Annotated in this window: 13 protein-coding genes and 1 pseudogene; 4 read left to right on the plus strand and 10 right to left on the minus strand. The window is 71.9% G+C overall.

What is annotated here, in order from left to right; all coding sequences use genetic code 11:
• Window positions 1-5 precede the first annotated feature (5 nt).
• The 3 genes and pseudogenes from ABZT18_RS25320 to ABZT18_RS25330 all read right to left on the minus strand — a co-directional run.
• On the minus strand, window positions 6-1,247 hold the full coding sequence (locus tag ABZT18_RS25320) for an ATP-binding protein (RefSeq protein ID WP_354993031.1): 1,242 nt from the start codon (window positions 1,245-1,247) through the stop codon (window positions 6-8).
• Between the two features lie 136 nt (window positions 1,248-1,383).
• Window positions 1,384-1,833, minus strand: coding sequence for a hypothetical protein (locus ABZT18_RS25325; RefSeq protein ID WP_354993134.1), 450 nt, complete (start codon window positions 1,831-1,833; stop codon window positions 1,384-1,386).
• Window positions 1,834-2,204: 371 nt separating this feature from the next.
• Window positions 2,205-2,672 (minus strand): annotated as a pseudogene (locus ABZT18_RS25330) (flagellar basal body protein FliL); the annotation flags it as partial.
• Window positions 2,673-3,134: 462 nt separating this feature from the next.
• On the opposite strand from ABZT18_RS25330, the gene ABZT18_RS25335 reads away from it, so the two are divergent.
• Both ABZT18_RS25335 and ABZT18_RS25340 read left to right on the plus strand, forming a co-directional pair.
• Window positions 3,135-4,139 carry an EamA family transporter gene (locus tag ABZT18_RS25335; RefSeq protein WP_354993032.1) on the plus strand — a complete coding sequence of 335 codons (1,005 nt, stop codon included), beginning with the start codon at window positions 3,135-3,137 and terminating at the stop codon, window positions 4,137-4,139.
• Between the two features lie 10 nt (window positions 4,140-4,149).
• Window positions 4,150-4,791, plus strand: a complete 642-nt coding sequence (locus ABZT18_RS25340; RefSeq protein WP_354993033.1) for a prepilin peptidase — start codon at window positions 4,150-4,152, stop codon at window positions 4,789-4,791.
• 25 nt (window positions 4,792-4,816) lie between these two features.
• Here ABZT18_RS25340 and ABZT18_RS25345 read toward each other — a convergent pair whose 3' ends face one another.
• The 5 genes from ABZT18_RS25345 to ABZT18_RS25365 form a co-directional block, all read right to left on the minus strand.
• Entirely contained in the window at window positions 4,817-8,008 is a 3,192-nt protein-coding gene (locus ABZT18_RS25345) for a UvrD-helicase domain-containing protein (protein ID WP_354993034.1), read from the minus strand.
• A gap of 61 nt (window positions 8,009-8,069) precedes the next feature.
• Entirely contained in the window at window positions 8,070-9,314 is a 1,245-nt protein-coding gene (locus tag ABZT18_RS25350; protein ID WP_354993035.1) for a metallophosphoesterase, read from the minus strand.
• A 13-nt stretch (window positions 9,315-9,327) separates the two neighbouring features.
• Complete coding sequence (locus ABZT18_RS25355) at window positions 9,328-9,576, minus strand: MoaD/ThiS family protein (protein ID WP_354993135.1); 249 nt, start codon at window positions 9,574-9,576, stop codon at window positions 9,328-9,330.
• A gap of 10 nt (window positions 9,577-9,586) precedes the next feature.
• Window positions 9,587-10,600 (minus strand): GTP 3',8-cyclase MoaA, encoded by a 1,014-nt coding sequence (moaA, locus tag ABZT18_RS25360; protein WP_354993036.1) that lies wholly within the window; start codon window positions 10,598-10,600, stop codon window positions 9,587-9,589.
• Window positions 10,597-11,511 carry a fructosamine kinase family protein gene (locus ABZT18_RS25365; protein ID WP_354993037.1) on the minus strand — a complete coding sequence of 305 codons (915 nt, stop codon included), beginning with the start codon at window positions 11,509-11,511 and terminating at the stop codon, window positions 10,597-10,599. The genes moaA and ABZT18_RS25365 overlap by 4 nt, the downstream gene beginning before the upstream one ends.
• 163 nt (window positions 11,512-11,674) lie before the next feature.
• Here ABZT18_RS25365 and ABZT18_RS25370 point away from each other — a divergent pair, with 163 nt between their 5' ends.
• Together ABZT18_RS25370 and ABZT18_RS25375 are read left to right on the plus strand one after the other, a co-directional pair.
• Entirely contained in the window at window positions 11,675-12,721 is a 1,047-nt protein-coding gene (locus tag ABZT18_RS25370; protein WP_354993038.1) for a DUF4192 domain-containing protein, read from the plus strand.
• A 188-nt stretch (window positions 12,722-12,909) separates the two neighbouring features.
• A complete protein-coding gene (locus ABZT18_RS25375; protein ID WP_354993039.1) occupies window positions 12,910-13,227 on the plus strand; it encodes a helix-turn-helix transcriptional regulator in 318 nt (105 codons plus the stop codon).
• A gap of 34 nt (window positions 13,228-13,261) precedes the next feature.
• On the opposite strand, the gene ABZT18_RS25380 is transcribed toward ABZT18_RS25375, so the two are convergent.
• Both ABZT18_RS25380 and ABZT18_RS25385 read right to left on the minus strand, forming a co-directional pair.
• Window positions 13,262-13,465, minus strand: a complete 204-nt coding sequence (locus tag ABZT18_RS25380; RefSeq protein ID WP_354993040.1) for a DUF397 domain-containing protein — start codon at window positions 13,463-13,465, stop codon at window positions 13,262-13,264.
• Window positions 13,453-14,202 (minus strand): DUF5753 domain-containing protein, encoded by a 750-nt coding sequence (locus ABZT18_RS25385; protein WP_354993041.1) that lies wholly within the window; start codon window positions 14,200-14,202, stop codon window positions 13,453-13,455. Before ABZT18_RS25385 ends, ABZT18_RS25380 begins: the two co-directional genes overlap by 13 nt.
• Between the last annotated feature and the right edge of the window lie 112 nt (window positions 14,203-14,314).

Raw genomic sequence — 14,314 nt, forward strand, 5'->3', positions numbered from 1 at the left:
GCCGGTCAGGCCGGCTGGGTGCGCAGGTACCGGCCGAAGTGCGGAACTGTGAAGGCGACAGTGCCCCGCTCACCGGAGTAGATCAGCCCCTTCTTGATCAGCGCGTCCCGGGCTGGGGAGAGGCTGGCGGGTTTGCGGCCGAGGGCCCGGGCGATCTCCGCGGTGGGCACCGCGGCATCCATGTCGTCGCGGACCACCGCTCCGGACTCGCCGTCGACCACGGACATCGTGGCCATCGCCCGCATGTACTCGCGTTCGGCGGGGGTGGCTCGTTCGAACCGGGAACCGAAGAACCCGACCGCCAGTTCGGCTTCCGCCTCGGGCGCGGCAACCCGAACGTCGGCGGCAGTGATCGGCGAGCGCGGCGCGTGATCCCAGGTCGCCTTGCCGTACGCCTGGACGAAGTAGGGATAGCCGCCGGACTTCTCGTAGAGCAGGTCGAGTGCCTTCTGCTCGTACTCGACCTCTTCGCGTTCGGCGGGCGCGCAGAGTGCCTGGTCGGCGGCGATCCGGTCGAGCCGGTCGATGCGCTGGTAGCGGAACAACCGTTCGGAGTACGACTTGGCGGCGCTGAGTACCGCCGGCAGGTGCGGCAGGCCGGCGCCGACGACGATAAGCGGCGCACCGAGCTGGGACAGCTCATGGCAGGCGGCGCAGAGCGCCGACACGTCCTCCGGGCCGAGATCCTGCATCTCGTCGATGAAGATGGCAATGCCGGTGCCTACGTCGCTGGCCACGGCGGCGGCGTCGCTGAACAGCTCGACCAGGTCGATCTCGATGTCGCCGGAGTCGGCCCGGCCGCTGGCCGCCGGCACGTCGATGCCGGGCTGCCACCGGTCGCGCAGCTTTGGGGCGGCACCGGCCCGGCCGGTCGGGGTGGACCGTTGGGCGAACGCCTTGAGGACGCCGAGGAACGCGTCGATCCGATCGGGCGCGCGGTGTCGGGGAGCGAGCTCCCGGACCGCCATGTGCAGCGCGGCGGCGACCGGGCGACGCAACGACTGGTCCGGCCGTGCCTCGATCTTGCCGCTGCCCCAGAGGCGGTTGATCGCTTGCGACCGGAGAGTGTTGAGCAGGACCGTCTTGCCGACTCCGCGTAGCCCGGTGAGCATCAGGCTGCGTTCGGGTCGGCCTCGTGCGATGCGCTCGAGCACGATGTCGAAGACGTCCAGCTCCCGCCCCCGCCCGGCGAGTTCGGGCGGACGCTGGCCGGCGCCCGGCGCGTACGGGTTGCGGACCGGATCCACGCATCGCAGAGTATCGGGCCGTCTAGCTGCGAGGCTAGAGATGGGTAGATGGGGCTACTGGCGTGTCGAGGCCGTCGACAGAAAACTAGGGCTGTCTAGTGTCCACGCTAGACAGCCCTAGTTTTGGCAATCGGAGCTACCGCTTCTTCAGACAGAGCACGTAGTCGAACAGGTCGACCGAGTTGTCGTGCACGTAGTTCGCGGTTGCCTGCGGCGCGAGCGTGTCGCACCGGTCCGCGTCGGTCGTCGCCGGAATCCGCAACAGCACCTGGTAGGTGTTCGGGCCGCACGACACCTTGCGCAGCTCCGCGTCGTCCTCAGTGCCGTCGTTCACCACGCAGTCTCCCCGGGCGAACTCCTCATCCGGAGTCGGCGCGGCCGACCTCGGTGCGTCGCTGGGCAGGGCGGGCGGAACGACCGGCGCGCTCGTCGACGACGTACCCGCGGCGTCACCGCTGGCGTCGGCGACCTTCCAGACCGCCCAACCGGCCAGGCCGAGGCATGGGCAGAGCACGAGTAGCACCACCAGCGTGATGATGAGCGCGACCTTGCCGCCGGTCTTCTTCACCGGCGCGACGGGCGGCATCCCGTAGCCGCCAGGAGGCGACTGACCCCACGGCGCGGGCGGCTGACCCGACGTCGGCCCGGCTGGCGGGAACGGCCCGGCCGGCGGCATCGGCCCTGCCGGCGGGAACGGCCCGGGCGGCGGGTAACCCGGGCCCGAGGTGGGCGGCGGTGCCCACATCGGTACGGTCGGCGGCTCAGCGCCGGTCGGCGGCGGCCCCCACTGCTGGCGGGTCGGATCATCGTCGGGCGGCGGGGCACCCCACTGAGGCAGGGTCTGCTCGACCGGTGGCGGGCCGTCGGGCCCGGTGGGCGGGCGTTGGTACGGGTCGTCCGGCTGACCGGAACCCGCTGGTCCGTAGGTCGTCATGTCATCCCCAAGGGTGGGTGGTCTCAGCGCTGCTTGAGGCAGAGGACGAAGTCGAGAGTGTCCAGCTCGCTGTCGAAGGAGAACCAGTCGGTGTAACCCTCGACCTTCTCGCACTTGGCCTTGGCGTCGCGTTCGCCGCTGGTCGCGCCGTCGATCCGACTCAGCACCTCGTACGACTTCGGGGCGCAGCCGCTGATCAGCAGCTTGGGCTTGCCGCCGGGCACGCCGTCATTGCGGATGCACTGGCCGACCTTGACGAACCGGGGATCGGCCGACGACTCCGGCGCGGCGGCGCTCGGTGCCGGGGCTTCCACGTCCGCGTTCGAGTCCGCGCTGGGCTCACCAGGGACGGTCGATCCGCTCGGTGCGGCTGCCGGTGCTGAATCGTCCTGCCCGCGGAGGAGCCAGAACGCACCGCCGACAGCCACCACCAGCAGCACGACGGCCAGTACCGCGATCAGCGGTCCTCGACCGCGCCTGCGCGGTGTCGGTGCGGGCTCCCCGCCATACGGGCTGTCGTCGGGTCGGTACGGCTGCCCGCCGTACGTCGGGCTCGCCTCGGTCGGCCGGTACGAGCCTCCGTACGACGTCCCGGGAGCACCGCCGTACGGCGATCCCGGCGCGCTGCCGTACGGCGCGCCCGAACCGCCTCCGTAGGACGTCTCCGGCGCACCCCGGTACGGCGTCCCCGAACCACCGCCGTACTGCGCGGGTCTTCCCTGTGGTGCGGGCGGGTAGGACGGAACGGCCGGCGGGTAGGGCTCGGGCGCTGCCGGGTAGGGCGGCTGTACCGGCCGTCCGGGCGTCTCGTCGGGTCGTTGTCCACGCCACGGTCCCGGGTTGTCACCCCCCGGTGGTCCGTAGTTCGTCATGCCGCCCTCCTGCACAAGTGGTGAGAGGCCGGCCACCAATGCGCGACGCCGACTCCGACGTCACCGTAGCGTGGTCCACCGATGAGCTCACCTCCACCGAGCGCCGCAGCCCTCGCCGGCCGCCGCGCAGGCGCCGCACCGACCCTGATCTGGACCGCGCTGATCGTGGTCTACGTGCTCTGGGGTTCCACCTATCTGGCCATCCGGATCACCGTGGAGACGCTGCCTCCGCTGATGTCGGCCGCCCTGCGGTTTGCCGTCGCCGGCCTGATCTTGGCGGTGGTGCTGCGGCTGCGCCGAGGCCCGGGCGCACTGCGGGTGGACTGGCGGCAGCTCGGCTCCGCCGCGCTGATCGGGGTGCTCCTGCTCGCCGGCGGCAACGGCCTGGTGGTGCTCGCCGAATCCGGGCCGCCCGGAGTCGCGGTGCCGTCCGGGATCGCCGCGCTGCTGGTGGCGACCGTGCCCCTGCTCGTGGTGCTGTTGCGCTCCGCCACCGGGGACCGACCGCCGATCTGGACGTTCGCCGGGGTCACCCTGGGCTTCGTGGGTCTGGTCCTGCTGGTGCTGCCCGCCGGCAGCGCGGACGCGGTACCGCTGGTCGGGGCGTTGACCATTGTCGCGGCGGCCACCTCCTGGTCGGTCGGCTCGTTCCTGTCCGGACGGATCCGGATGCCCGCCGACCCCTTCGTGGCCACGGTGTACGAGATGCTGGCCGGCGCTCTGCTGCTGGCCGTCATCGCCGCTGGCCGGGGCGAGTTCGCCGACTTCCACCCGACTGCGGTCAGCACCCGGTCCTGGTTGGCGTTGGGCTACCTCATGGTGGCCGGCTCGCTGGTGGCGTTCACCGCGTACGTCTGGCTGCTGCACAACGCACCCATCTCGCTGGTGTCGACGTACGCCTATGTCAACCCGGCGGTCGCGGTGGCGCTCGGCGCGCTGCTGGTGGCCGAGCCGATCACCCCGCAGGTGCTCCTCGGAGGCGCGGTCATCGTCGCCGGGGTTGCTGTGGTCGTGAGCACCGAGCGTCCCCGCCGGGTGGGCGCGGGATCACGGTCGGGGGCCGCGCCGGTGGGCGACCGCCGGTAACGTCCGGCCCATGTCGGCCGCTGCGCTGGTGCCGGTGGCGCTGCTCGGCGCACTGGTCGGCCTCGTCGTACCTCGGCTGGCCCGGCGCTTCACGACCGTGTCGATCAGGCCTCGACCTCGACGCGACACCCGGGCGTGGCTCAGCCCGGTGGTGGCGGCCGTGGTGTTCGCCGGGCTCGCGGTCGCGCGGGCTGACGACCCGGCGTTACCGGTCCTCCTCGCGGTGGCAGCGGTGGGGCTGGTGCTGGCCGTGGTGGACCTGGCCTGCCTGCGACTGCCTGACCCGCTGGTCCTCGCCGCCGGGGTGCTGGCCCTCGTCGGCCTGACCGGTGCGGCGCTGCTGGCCGGCACTCCGGGCCGGTTGGTCAACGCGCTGGTCGGCGCGGCCGTCGCTGGCGCGGCGCACGTGCTGCTGGCCCTGCTGCCTCGGTCCCGGTTGGGCTTCGGGGACGTGAAGCTCGCCGCCGTCCTCGGCCTGCCGCTCGGCTGGCTGGGCAGGGACGCCCTGTTGACCGGGCTGCTCCTGCCCCACCTGCTGCACGGTGGCCTGGTGCTCGGGCTGCTCGCCGCGCGACGGGTGCGCCGGGACACCCTGCTGCCACTTGGTCCAGCCCTGCTCGCGGGCGCCTGGCTCGCCGTGCTCCTCGGGTGATCGGCCCGCCCGGCTCGGGCGGATGTCAGATGAGGCGGAGCTGGCGGTCCTTGGGGCGACGCGGCTCCGCCTCGCCGAACCTCTCGAACAGGCCCGGGTCGACGACGCCGAGGAACGGCGACGGAGCGCAGTCACGCTCCGCGCCGTGTCGGGTGCGGCGGGCGGCGTGACTGACGTACAGCCGGTCCTGGGCCCTGGTCAGGCCGACGAAGAAGAGCCGGCGCTCCTCGGCGACCGCGTCCTCGTCGGGCGTCGAGCCCGGCCAGCGCAGCGGCAGCAACCCGTCCTCGACGCCAACCAGGAACACCACCGGGAACTCCAGGCCCTTCGCGGCGTGCAGGGTGAGCAGGGTGACCGCCTCCGCGCGTGGGTCGAGCGCGTCGACCTCCGCGCCGGTGGCCAGTTGCGACAGGAACGTCTCCAGGTCGTCGCCGCAGCGTCGGGCCAGCGGGGTCAGCAGGTCCACCGCCGACCGGACGTCCTCGGGACGTACCGTGCCGCCGGCGCCATCCAGGGTGGGCATGGCGAACCGCTCCGCGACGACCTGGCCGGCCAGCCGTACCCGGGCGGCCAGCGAGCCGGCCAACCCGTCGGCGTGCCGCAGCTCGCGGGCGATGGCCGCCACCCCGGGCCGGTCCCGCAGCCGGTCGTGTGAGCGCTTCTGCACCGGGATGTTGGCCCGGGTCAGGGCGTCCACGATCGGCGCGGCCTGCGCGTCGGTGCGGTACAGCACGGCGATGTCGGAGAAGGACAGCGAGGTGGACCGGCCGTCGATCCGGCCCGAGTCCAATGACCGGTGGGACAACCCTCCAACCAGCTCGTCGACCGTACGGACCACGAAGTCGGCCTCCTCGGCGACGGACGCCGCCGGGTACCGGCCGATCAGGGGTGCCTCCGGGTCGAGTCGGGCCGGGTCCAGCCGTCGGCCGCGGACCAGCGAGGACGGTGCGATGGCCTGCACGGCGGCGGCCAGGATCGGCGCCGACGAGCGGTAGTTGCGGTTGAGCCGGACCAGCCGGGCATCGGTGAAGTCCTGGGAGAAGCGCAGGAAGTAGCCGACGTCGGCGCCCCGGAACGAGTAGATCGCCTGGTCCGGGTCACCGATCGCGCACAGGTTGCCGTCCGCCGGGCTGAGCAGCCGCAGTAGCTCGTACTGCACCGCGTCGACGTCCTGGTACTCGTCGACGAAGATCCACCGCCAGCGGTCCCGGTACCGCTCGACCAGCTCACGGTCGGCCCGCAACAACTCCACCGGCAGGCTCACCAGCTCGTCCAGGTCGACCAGGTCCTGCTTGCGCAGCAGCGCCGCATAACCGGCGCTGTCGTCGCCGGCCTCCGACCGGGCTGCCGCCCTCTCCGCGTCGTCGGCGATGCGGAAGTCAGCCGGTAGGCCCGCCGCGTCGGCGTTCTCCCGCAGGATGGTCAACCCCAGTGCGTGGAACGTGCCGACGGTGACGTCCTCGGCGACCGGGCCGAGCAGGTTGTCGAGGCGGTGCCGCAGTTCCTCGGCGGCCCGGCGGGTGAACGTGATCGCGAGGCAGCGCTCGGGAAAGACGTTCAGCTCCGCGCACAGGTACGCGATCCGGTGGGTGAGCGTCCTGGTCTTGCCGGTGCCCGGACCAGCGACGATCAGCAGCGGACCGCCGGGAGCGGAGGCGGCCACCCGCTGCATCGCGTCCAGCCGGTCCAGCAGGCCGGTGCCGACCTCCTCCATGCCGGAGAGCATCGGCTCGAACGGTTCGTGGGGAGACGGCGGCGACGCGATCGGCGGGGCGGGGGGCGGGGTCGGCTTACGCTTCGGCTCCGCCTTCGCCGCCGGACGCTTGGCCGTCGAGCGGGCCGCCGGCTCCGCGGGTCGCCGCTGCGCAGGCACCGGTACGTCGAACAGCGTCTCCTGGGCCGCGCCCGCGCTGGCACCCAGCTCAGCCGGGTCGAAGAGCGTGATCACCCCGTACTCGCCGTCGTAGCCCGGCACCCGGCGCACATCGCCGCGCCGCAACCGCTCGATACCCTCCGCGAGCAGCTCACCACCTGCCTGCGCGATGTCGGTCAGCGGTGTCGTGGTGAGGATCTCCAGCTCGGGGCCGAGCGCGGCCAGCAACTCGTTGAGACGCCCCTCGACCTTCTTCGACCGGGCGCCCACCTTGTTGATCTCGCCGAGGATCTCGGCCAACGGCACCAGGTGGGTGACGTCCCGAGCGTGCGCCGGCCGGTGCCCCTCCGGGCGGTCCGCCAGCTCCTCGACCCGACTGAGAACGCCCACGGTGAGCGGCTTGCCGCACTCGGGGCAGCGCCCGCCAGCGGCCCTGGTCCGCTCCGGAGACCAGCTGACCCCACACAGCCGGTGCCCGTCCGCGTGGTATTTGCCCTCTTCCGGGAAGAACTCGACGGTGCCGGCCAGGCCGTCGCCGGTCCGCAGCGCCTCCCGGACGGCGAAGTAGTCCCGTTCAGCGGTCAGCACGGTTGCCTCCCGGCCCAGGGCCGGCGGAGAGTGCGCGTCCGAGTTGGACACCAGTTGGTAGCCGTCCAGGCTGCCGACCCGCCAGTTCATCGCCGGATCGGAGGAGAGACCGGTCTCCACGGCGAAGATGTGCTCGGCCAGGTCGGCGTAGCAGTCCGCGATCGCGTCGAAGCCGGACTTCGAGCCCAGCGCGGAGAACCACGGCGTCCAGATGTGCGCCGGCACCAGGAAGCCGTCCGGGCTGGCCTCCAGGGTGATCTCCAGCAGGTCGCGAGAGTCCAGCCCGAGGATCGGCCGGCCGTCGGAGCCGAGGTTGCCGATCCGGCCGAGCGCGGTGTTGAACCGGGCCACCGCGTCCAGATCGGGCAGGTAGATCAGGTGGTGCACCTTGCGGGTCCGGTCGTCCCGCTTGTAGATGGTGGAGATCTCCACGCTCAGCATGAACCGGACCGGGTCCGCCTCCGCCGTGCTGGCGAGTCGGGGCGGTAGCCGGCGGGCGACGTCCCGCTCCGCCTCCGGGTCGAGCCGGTAGAGCCCCGGTTCGGCCGGACGCAGTGTCTCCCGCAGGTGGTCGTACCAGGCGGGGTGGGTGAAGTCTCCGGTGCCGAGCAGGCCGATGCCCTTACGCCGAGCCCACCACGCGAGGTTCGGTGTGGTGAGGTCACGGCTGCACGCGCGGGAGTACTTCGAGTGGATGTGCAGGTCCGCGACGAATGGCGTGGGGCCACCGGGGGGTACGGCGCTGAACGGGGGCACGCCGCATCCTGTCACGCCCGCCGCGACGGCCGCCTGCCGCCACGCGCGGACGTGACGTCCGCTATGCCGAGCGCAACTCCACCAGGGTGATCTGCGGTTTGGCCCCGACCCGCACCGGCGGACCCCAGAAGCCGGCGCCGTTGGTCACGTAGACCTTGGTGCCGTCGACCTCCCCGAGCCCGCTGACCACCGGCTGTTCGAGTCGGACGGCAAGGTTGAACGGCACCATCTGCCCGCCGTGGGTGTGCCCCGACAGTTGCAGGTCGACGCCGTACGTGGCCGCCTCCACCGCTGCCAACGGCTGGTGCGCGAGCAGGATCACCGGCCGGCTCGTGTCACGGTCGCCGAGCGCGGCGGCGAAGTCCGGCCCGGCAGCGAGGCCGGTGCCCGTGCCGGACAGGTCGTTCACGCCGGCCAGGTCGAGCACGCCGCCCCGGGCCTGGATCTCCTGCCGCTTGTTCTGCAGCACCCGCAGGCCGAGCCGGTCCACCTCCTGGACCCACTCCTCCACCCCCGAGTAGTACTCGTGGTTGCCGGTGACGAAGAAGCTGCCGTACCGGGAGCGCAGGTCACGCAGCGGCGCGGCGGCCGAGCCCAACTCGGCGACCGAGCCGTCGACCAGGTCACCGACGACCGCCACCAGGTCCGCGTCGAGCCGGTTGATCGCGGCGACGATCCGCTCGGTGTGCGCCCGGCCGCGCAGTGGGCCGAGGTGGATGTCGGAGACGGTCGCGATGCGCAGGCCGTCCATGCTGCGCGGGAGCTTCGCGAGCGGGATCCGCACCCGGTCCAGTTGGGGTGGGCCGAGCGCGGTGCGTACGCCGTACCCCGTGATGCCGGTGGCGGTGAGGCCGGCGAAGATGGCCGCCCCACGGGCCAGCAGCAGCCGGCGGGCCGGGTCGTGGTCCGGTGCCGCGACGGCGCCGACGGCCGGCGGCTCGGTCGGCCCGGCTGCGCCGACCAACACCGGCTCGGGCGCGGCGGCGGTCGGTTCCGCCGCAACCACCCGGCGGCGCAGCACCAGTCGGGTGACCAGCATCGGCACTTCCAGCACGACCAGCACGACCAGCAGGTAGAACATCAGCGCGAGCCACAGGTAGCCCGGCCAGGCGAGCCAGTAGAGCCCGGCCTGCGTCCCGGCGAGGGTGACCGGCACCAGCACTGCCAACACCGCGGCGGCGATCGCGCCGACCCGCCGCCAACGGCCCGGGGTGGTGGTGTCCCGAACGAGCCGCTTCCACAGATAGAGGTGGATGAGACCGGTGACCAGTGCCAGGACAGCCACGAACCCCAGAACCGCCAACATGTGTACGCCTCCCTCAGCCGCCCGCGAACGGGGGCAGGACATCGATCGTGGCCCCGGCCGGCAGGGGTGCCTGACGATCATGACAGGTGACGCCGTCCACCAGAAAACTCGACACCCGCAGCACGGAGGCGAGTCGATCGCCGTGTCGCTGGGTCAGCTCGGCGCTGAGGTCATCGAGCGACCGGCCTGCGGGCACGACCTCCTCGGTGCGCCCGGCGGCGGCGCGGGCGCCCGCGAAGTAGCGGACGGTCAATGGCGTCATGTCCACGCCCTCAACCTCCGATCGCGGACATCGGCCGGGTCGGCTGGAGGAAGGTGGGGTCGTCGATGCCGTGCCCGGCGCGCTTGCCCCACATCGCGGCACGCCAGCGCCGCGCCAACTCGTCGTCGTCCGCGCCGGTGCGTAGCGCGGCGCGGAGGTCGGACTCCTCGGTTGCGAAGAGGCAGGCGCGGACCTGGCCGTCTGCGGTCAGCCGGGTGCGGTCACAGTCCCCGCAGAACGGGCGGGTGACGCTGGCGATCACACCGACCCGGGCGGGGCCGCCGTCGACGAGCCAGGTCTCCGCCGGTGCCGCTCCGCGCTCGGCCGGGTCGGGGCTGAGGTCGAAGGCGGTACGCAGGGAGGTCAGGATCTCCTCGGCGGTGACCATCGTGTCGCGGTTCCAGCCGTGCTGGGCGTCCAACGGCATCTGCTCGATGATCCGCAGTTGGTAGTCGTGGTCGACGGCGAAGCGGAGCAGGGCCGGCGCCTCGTCCTCGTTGACTCCCCGCATCAACACAGAATTGATCTTCACGGGGCTCAGCCCGGCGGCGGCCGCCCCGGCAAGCCCGGCCAACACCGCGTCCAGGCGGGGACGACGGGTGAGTTGGGTGAACCGGGCCGGGTCGAGGGTGTCCAGAGAGACGTTCACCCGGTCCAGGCCGGCCGACCTCAGCGCCGGCGCCAGCCGGTCCAGCCCGATGCCGTTGGTGGTCAGCGAGACCCGGGGGCGGGGCTTCAACGCGGCGACCGCGGTCACGATGTCGACCAGCCCGGACCGGATCAGCGGCTCACCGCCGGTGAACCGCACCTCGGTCACACCGAGCCGCTCGACGGCAACCCGGACCAGCCGGACGATCTCCTCGTCGGTCAGCAACTCGGGGCCGGCCAGCCAGGGCAGCCCTTCCGCCGGCATGCAGTAGGTGCAGCGCAGGTTGCACTTGTCGGTGAGGGACACGCGCAGGTCCCGGGCGACGCGGTCGTACCGGTCGACGAGGACGCCGTCGGTCCCCGGGGCGACGCTCATCTGTCGACCGTAGCGCGCTCGGCCCGGCCCAGGACGGCACCGGCGGTCTGGACGACCGCATCTCGGTAGCTGCCGCCGAACAGCGCGGTGTGCACGAGCAGCAGATGCAGTTGATGCAGTGGCACCCGCTCGCGCCAGCCGGCCGGCAGTGGCCAACTCTCGCGATAGGCGGCCAGCGCCCGATCCAGGTGTGGGATGCCGCCGAAGAGAGCGAGCTGGGCGAGATCCGTTTCCCGGTGCCCGCCGTGCGCTGCCGGGTCGACCAGCCAGGCCCGGTCGTCGGCGCCCCACAGCACGTTGCCCGGCCACAGGTCGCCGTGGATGCGCGCGGGCGGCTCGTCGCCGCCGAGCCCGCTAACCCGACCGATCACCTGCTCGACCAGCGTGGCGTCGGCGCTGGTAAGCGCACCGCCGTCGACCGAGCGCGCCAGGTAGGGGGCGAGGCGTCGTTCCGCGAACCACGTCGACCACGGCCCGTCGGTGGGGGTGTTGTCCTGTGGGAGCGCCCCGATGAAACCGGGCCAGGTCGCACCGAAGGCGGCTGAGCCCGCCCGGTGCAGGTCGGCCAACTCCCGGCCGAAGCGTTCCGCTGCCTCAGGCGTCGGCTCGCCGGGCTCCACCCAGTCGAGCGCCAGCAGGTCTGGCAACGCCACGATCACCTCGGGTACGGCGACCGCGCCGGCCTCCCGCAGCCAGCGCAACCCGGCCGCCTCGGCGGAGAAGAAGCCCTCCGGCACCGGTCGGGTGGCCCCTTCCGGCCAGGACTTGGCGAAGACGGAGTGACCGTCGTCCAGGGTCAGCCGGGCCGCGGCGCAGATGTTCCCACCGGCGACCGGCGTCTCCCGGATCCGTTGGTGGGTCCGGAACGTCGGCAGGTGTGCCGGGTGTGCGCGCAGGTACGCCAGGTCCATCAGCGCACGGTAACCGCTCCCCACGACACATCGGTGCCACCCGAACACATCGAGCCATCCTTGATCTGCGATGACCAGGCAAAACACTCTGAGTAACTGTGGATAAGCCGCGTGTCATCCACAGGGGCGGCGGGGTCGGGCACACCCGCCGCAGGCTTCCGGCATGACCTCGACCGATCGCCCTCAGCTCGCCGTCCGCTCACCCGCCGACCTGATCGCCGCTGTGCCGTACCTGCTCGGGTTTCATCCCACCGACAGCGTGGTCGCCGTGGCGTTGCTCGGCCGGCAGATCATCTTCGCGGCCCGCGCCGACCTGCCCGACCCGTCGACTGATCCGGTCGAGCGGGCCCGGCACCTGGCCGGCGTGATCCGCCGGCAGGGTGCGGAGGCCGCCACCGTCGTGGGTTACGGGCCGCCTGACCGGGTGACTCCGAGCGTGGATGCCGTACGCGCCGCTCTGACCAGAGTCGGCCTGGAGGTGCTCGACGCGCTGCGGGTGACCGACGGCCGATGGTGGTCCTATCTCTGCACCGAGCCGGGCTGCTGCCCGCCCGAGGGGCGGCGCTACGACCCGGCGGCCAACCAGGTGACCGCCTCGGCCGTCTTCGCCGGCCAGGTGGCTCTCCCCGACCGGGCCGCCCTCGTGGCGCAGGTGGCACCGGTGGACGGGCCTGCCCGGCACGCGGTCAGTGCGGCCACGGCTCGCGCCGAGCTGAGGCTGGCCGAGCTGATCGAGCAGGCGCCCTCAGGTGACCTGCTCGGCGGTCGGGCGGTGCGCTCCGCCGGGGTGGTGGCTGTTCGCGAGGCCCAGCGTCGACAGCGGCGCGGTGATCGGCTTGACGACGACGAGGTGGCCTGGTTGAGCCTGTTGCTGACCCACCTGCCGATCCGCGATCACGCCTGGGAACGCACCGACGGTCGGGACCGGGACATCGCCCTCTGGACCGACGTGCTGCGCCGGGCCGAGCCGGAGTTGACCGCCGCGCCGGGTGCGTTGCTGGCGTTCGCGGCCTGGCGCGCGGGGCACGGGGCGCTGGCGGCGGTCGCCCTCGAACGCACGCTGAGCCTGCACCCCGACTACTCGCTCGCCGTGCTGCTGGACGACCTGCTCCGGCGCGGCGTGCCCCCGTCCGAGCTGGATGGCTGGCCGTCGGTCGGGATGCCTGGAGTGGTCCGCCCCCGCAAACGGAGCCGACGTGGCCGACGCTGACAAGCCTGTTGCCAGCCGCCGCCCGGCCGCAGCTGACTCCCCGCAGCCGTATCGCAAAGTTGCTATAGTCGCCACGGCCCCTGGCCAGGCCTCTATCACCCGGAGGCCCTGAACAGCTCCAGTCAGCGAGACTTCAAACGAGCCGTCACAGTCGCAGAGCGAAGGATCAAGGACCTGGAGGGGGAGTGATGGAAATTTCCGACCTCAAGACCTCGCAGCAGGTCGTCAGGGAGCGTGGCCGTGAGGACCCGGTGTTCCGCGCAGAGTGGGATCGGACAGCCTTCGCCCGGGAGGTCGCTCTCCGTATCGTGCAGTACCGCACCGATAACGAACTGACCCAGACCGCGCTCGCTCGCAAGGTGGGCATGACCCAGTCGGTCATCGCGCGACTGGAGTCCGGCGACCAGCCGCCGTCGATCGCGACGCTCGTCAAACTTTCCAGAGGCACCGGCATGGAGTTCGACGTCAAGATCTCTCAGGGTGCCGTCGAAATCGTAGCGGCGTGACCCGAGTCGATCGTGAAGATCGACAGGGCATGCCCTAGCCGACGGGGCCGATCTCCCTCGCAAGCCTGACGAAGCCCGCCCAGGCCGCCGGCCCGAACGTCAGTGTGCCGCCGTCCCGGTCCTTGGTGTCGCGCACGAGCACGACGCCCGGCAGGTTGTCGGCCACCTCGACGCAGGCCCCACCGTTCGAGCTGCTGCGGGTGCTCTTGCGCCAACGGGCGCCGGTCAGGTCATCCATGCTCGCGCTCTCATCAGGTCGATGGTCAGGTCTCGCGGTAGCGCCAACGACCTCACGCTATCCCAGACCGCCCACAGCGGAGCAACGTCATTACTGAGGCGTCCGGCCGCCTGGTCATCGAGGTAGCCGACGTCGCCGCCGTCGGGTGTGCTGGCGATGACGAACGGCCCGGCCTGACCGGGGTGGAAGCCAGCCGTCAGGGGGAGCACGTGAATCATCACGGCCGGCCGCTCGGCGAGCACCATCAGATGGTCGAGCTGGTCGGCCATGATGTCCGGTCTTCCTCGGCGCAGCGCGGCCTCGTCGATCACGAAGACGCTCAACGGCGGACGCGGTCGATCGAACACGGCAACCTGTCGGCGAAGGCGGGTCTCCACGTGCGCCTCCAGGTCGTCGTCGGCCCAGAGCCCGCTGCTCAACACGGCTCGGGCGTACGCCTCGGTCTGTAGGAGGCCGGGCAACACGGCGGATTCGTACCACCGCAGCCCCACCGCCTCGCGCTCGATGTCCGTCCAAGGTCGGAACCACGCCGGCTCTCGCCGCTTGAACAGGTCGGGCCAGAGGTCGCCCTCGTCGCGACGGAGAATCTCCGCGACCTTCGACCGGTGGCGAGTCTGCGGAATCCGTCCCGGGTTCGCCCACTTGGCCGCCGTCTTCGGGTCCACCCCGATCTGAGCGGCGAGGCTGTCCGCTGTCAGGCCGGATGCTGACATGGCCTCAGCGACTGCACGGTTCATCCGGAACCCCTCCGTACGTCCGAAACGTCCACAGGAGATATTGCTACGCAGTGTATTCGGCTCGCAACCCTTGGAAGTGTGCCTCTTGAGACGGCGCGGCCGGCAGGGACCA

The sequence above is a fragment of the Micromonospora sp. NPDC005291 genome (assembly GCF_040607415.1).
Taxonomy (GTDB): domain Bacteria; phylum Actinomycetota; class Actinomycetes; order Mycobacteriales; family Micromonosporaceae; genus Micromonospora.

Bases quoted from the DNA above. Each gene is read 5' to 3' on its own strand.
- ABZT18_RS25325 (WP_354993134.1), bottom strand. From the start codon at position 1,833: ATGCCGCCCGTCGCGCCGGTGAAGAAGACCGGCGGCAAGGTCGCGCTC.
- ABZT18_RS25385 (WP_354993041.1), bottom strand. From the start codon at position 14,202: ATGAACCGTGCAGTCGCTGAGGCCATGTCAGCATCCGGCCTGACAGCG.
- ABZT18_RS25380 (WP_354993040.1), bottom strand. From the start codon at position 13,465: ATGGATGACCTGACCGGCGCCCGTTGGCGCAAGAGCACCCGCAGCAGC.
- ABZT18_RS25365 (WP_354993037.1), bottom strand. From the start codon at position 11,511: ATGGACCTGGCGTACCTGCGCGCACACCCGGCACACCTGCCGACGTTC.
- ABZT18_RS25370 (WP_354993038.1), top strand. From the start codon at position 11,675: ATGACCTCGACCGATCGCCCTCAGCTCGCCGTCCGCTCACCCGCCGAC.
- ABZT18_RS25350 (WP_354993035.1), bottom strand. From the start codon at position 9,314: ATGTTGGCGGTTCTGGGGTTCGTGGCTGTCCTGGCACTGGTCACCGGT.
- ABZT18_RS25355 (WP_354993135.1), bottom strand. From the start codon at position 9,576: ATGACGCCATTGACCGTCCGCTACTTCGCGGGCGCCCGCGCCGCCGCC.
- ABZT18_RS25340 (WP_354993033.1), top strand. From the start codon at position 4,150: ATGTCGGCCGCTGCGCTGGTGCCGGTGGCGCTGCTCGGCGCACTGGTC.
- ABZT18_RS25375 (WP_354993039.1), top strand. From the start codon at position 12,910: ATGGAAATTTCCGACCTCAAGACCTCGCAGCAGGTCGTCAGGGAGCGT.
- moaA (WP_354993036.1), bottom strand. From the start codon at position 10,600: ATGAGCGTCGCCCCGGGGACCGACGGCGTCCTCGTCGACCGGTACGAC.
- ABZT18_RS25335 (WP_354993032.1), top strand. From the start codon at position 3,135: ATGAGCTCACCTCCACCGAGCGCCGCAGCCCTCGCCGGCCGCCGCGCA.